Origin of the sequence: Corynebacterium lemuris, from assembly GCF_024919295.1 — a bacterium.
Classification (GTDB): Bacteria; Actinomycetota; Actinomycetes; order Mycobacteriales; family Mycobacteriaceae; genus Corynebacterium; species Corynebacterium lemuris.
Genome location: NZ_JANWTC010000034.1, coordinates 1 through 2,641, shown reverse-complemented (window position 1 = coordinate 2,641; position 2,641 = coordinate 1). Strand labels below are relative to the sequence as shown.

The window sequence follows — 2,641 nt, the reverse complement described above, 5'->3', positions numbered from 1 at the left end:
ACGCTGTTTTTGGTAGCGGGGTTGGGTCTATCCGGTAGCAGATGAGGGACGATCCGGTAGCACCGAACCGTCCCTCATCTGGTCAGTTTCTACTGCCTACTGAGGACCGTAAGGTGGGTCATTCCTGCGGCAGGAAACGCATATTCGGCCCGCCCAACGAGATGATCTCCGCCCCACCGATAATCCGGTTGAGGATCGACTCGGCGATCACCGCATCCCCGAGGGATTTGTACCAGTCCTTCGGCTCAAACTGAGAGGTCACCAACGTGGAGGCCACCTGGTCACGCGCCGCGAGGATATTGAGCACCACCGCAGCGGTATCCGTGTCGATCGGGGTGGTCAGGAAATCATCGAGAACCAGCAGATCCACCTGTCGCAGCCGGGTGAGCAGTTTCAACCTGGCCGGGTCAGAAACCTCCAGGACAGCCAGCTGATTGGCGAGGTCATCAAGGCGGTAGAACAACGCACTGCGATCGGTACGACACGCCGCGGTGATCAGAGCCAGCGCAAGGTAGGTCTTGCCCACACTCGACGACCCCAGGAGCACGAGGTTGGTGCCCTCATCGATCCATTGACAGGATCCCAGTCGTGAGACAAGCTCGCGGGTGAGATTACGGTCGGGTAGGTAGTGGATCTCTTCGATGCAGGCGCCCGGGTTTGGCGATTTGGAGGCCTGAAGAAGTTTCAGTGTTCTGCGCTCTGCCCTGGCCGTAGTTTCTCGTTCCAGCGCGAAGTAGATCTTCTGGGAAAATGTCCACCCGTCGCAGGCAGGGTCGTTGGCGATGTCGATGACACTCTGACCGAAGGCGGTCATCCGGAGTTTGGTGAACATCGGCAGGTCATCAGCACTCAGGTGTGGGGTGGTCACTTCTGGCCCTCCTTGTCGCCGGTGCGGGGCTGAAGTAATCGGTCCAGATCAAAGGCGTCGATCCCGGCCAGACGCGCACCGGTGGTGTCCCGACTGGTGGGCCGGTCAGCCTCGCCTGGCCGGTGAGTGCCGGTGGTGGATGTGGTGGGACGCTGATCATCGTCGGCGCGGATGATCGCCATCCGGTTTTTCACCGCGGTGTAGCTGATCGCACGTTGACTGGTGGTGCTGGTCAGCTGGTGGCAGGCGCGTTCGAGGATCACGGCGTTGGTGGCGGTTTTCCCCAGGTCGAGGATGTTGCGGCACGCGCGGTAGCCCTGGGCTTCGATCCGTTTGGCATCGAGGAGGTTTTCCAGGGCGCGGACGGTCGCCGGCCCGATCTTGGCCCCCTGGCGCAGGAAGTAGCCCCGGGTCCACAACCCGGCGATATCCCCGGTAAACGGAGGCCGGTGATCAGGGTCGGTGACGTAGATGTGCCTGGCTGCCGCGATGATGTGGCTGGCGACGATATCCCCGTCGGCCATGACATCCAGCCGTGTTCCGGTGATGCGCACATCCACCTTGGTGCCTGCCAGCCGGTAGGGCACGGAGTACTTCACGGTGTCGATCTGGATATGGAAGTCACGGCCGACGACTGATTTACGCCACGTGACCTGCTGCCAGGACGTCGGCGGCAGCGCGATCATCAGGTCCTTTTCATCCGCGGTGAAGATGTCTAGGCGGGAGGTGTCCCTGCCACGAAACGGGGTGGCGTTGTTGATCTGATCGACATGGTCGTAGATCGTGGTGTTCAGCTCATCCAGGTCGACGAACACACGGTCGGCCAGGGTGGTGATGATCCGGCCGGTGATGATCTTCACCCCGGCTTCCACCGAGGCCTTGTCCTTGGGCTTATAGGAACGGGTCGGGGCTGCGGCTGTGCCGTAGTGCTCGAGGAACTGCTGGTAGGTGGGGTTGACATCCCGTGCGGTGCCCGTGGCGGTGATCTTGTTGGACGCCGTGGAGGCGTTGTCAGGGATGATGACCTGGCTGACAGCGCCGAAGTAGTCGAAGGCCTGGCGGTGGGCATCGAGCCAGGCCAGCATCTTCTGATCATGCTGGGCGCAGGCGAAGACCATGCCGGAGTACGGCAGTGTGGCCACAAACACGTACGCCTTGCGCCTGGTGCCGGTGATCGGGTCGGTGGTGGCCATTGTGGTGCCGGCCCAGTCGACCTGCATGGTGTGGCCGGGTTGGTGGGTGATCACCGCGGTGAGGTCGAAGGTCGCGATGTGTTCGGCGACGAGTTCGCAGAACCGGTCGTAGCTGTAGTGCACCAGCCCGCCTGGGGCTGGTTGTTCAAGGTAGCGGGTCCACAGGTGGCGCAGGGAGGGCTTTTTGTGGCGGCTGCGTGCCCTGACGATGGCATCGAAGTCCGGGGTGAGGAAATCCTCGGAGGTCACCTTGCGTCCGTCGGTGAACAAGGTGTCGAGGTCGGCTCTGGTTAAAGCGGTGATCTGTTCTTCGGTGCTCCACTGGTGGGCATCGAGTACCTTCCTGGCCCGGGCGATAGCCCGGTGGGAGCAGGAGGCGCTGGCTTCTATCTGGCGGTAGGACAAGCCCCGGAGCAGGAGCGTGAGGATCAACCTGTAGTCGGTCACGACAACGGTTCCTTCCATGGTTACCGTCCCACGGGATTATGGGAACGGTTGATGGAAGTGTCACTGCTACCGGGTGCTCCCGCATCCGCTACCGGATAGACCCAACCCCGCTACCGAAAAGAGCTCCATAACA

At 61.8% G+C, this 2,641-nt stretch carries 2 protein-coding genes; both read right to left on the bottom strand.

The window, feature by feature from the left end; translation table 11 throughout:
* Positions 1-118: 118 nt before the first annotated feature.
* Entirely contained in the window at positions 119-868 is a 750-nt protein-coding gene (locus tag NYP18_RS15215) for an ATP-binding protein (protein ID WP_259429039.1), read from the bottom strand.
* Positions 865-2,508: an IS21 family transposase gene (istA, locus tag NYP18_RS15210; RefSeq protein ID WP_259429038.1), complete on the bottom strand. Its 1,644-nt coding sequence runs from the start codon at positions 2,506-2,508 to the stop codon at positions 865-867. The genes NYP18_RS15215 and istA overlap by 4 nt, the downstream gene beginning before the upstream one ends.
* Positions 2,509-2,641 lie beyond the last annotated feature (133 nt).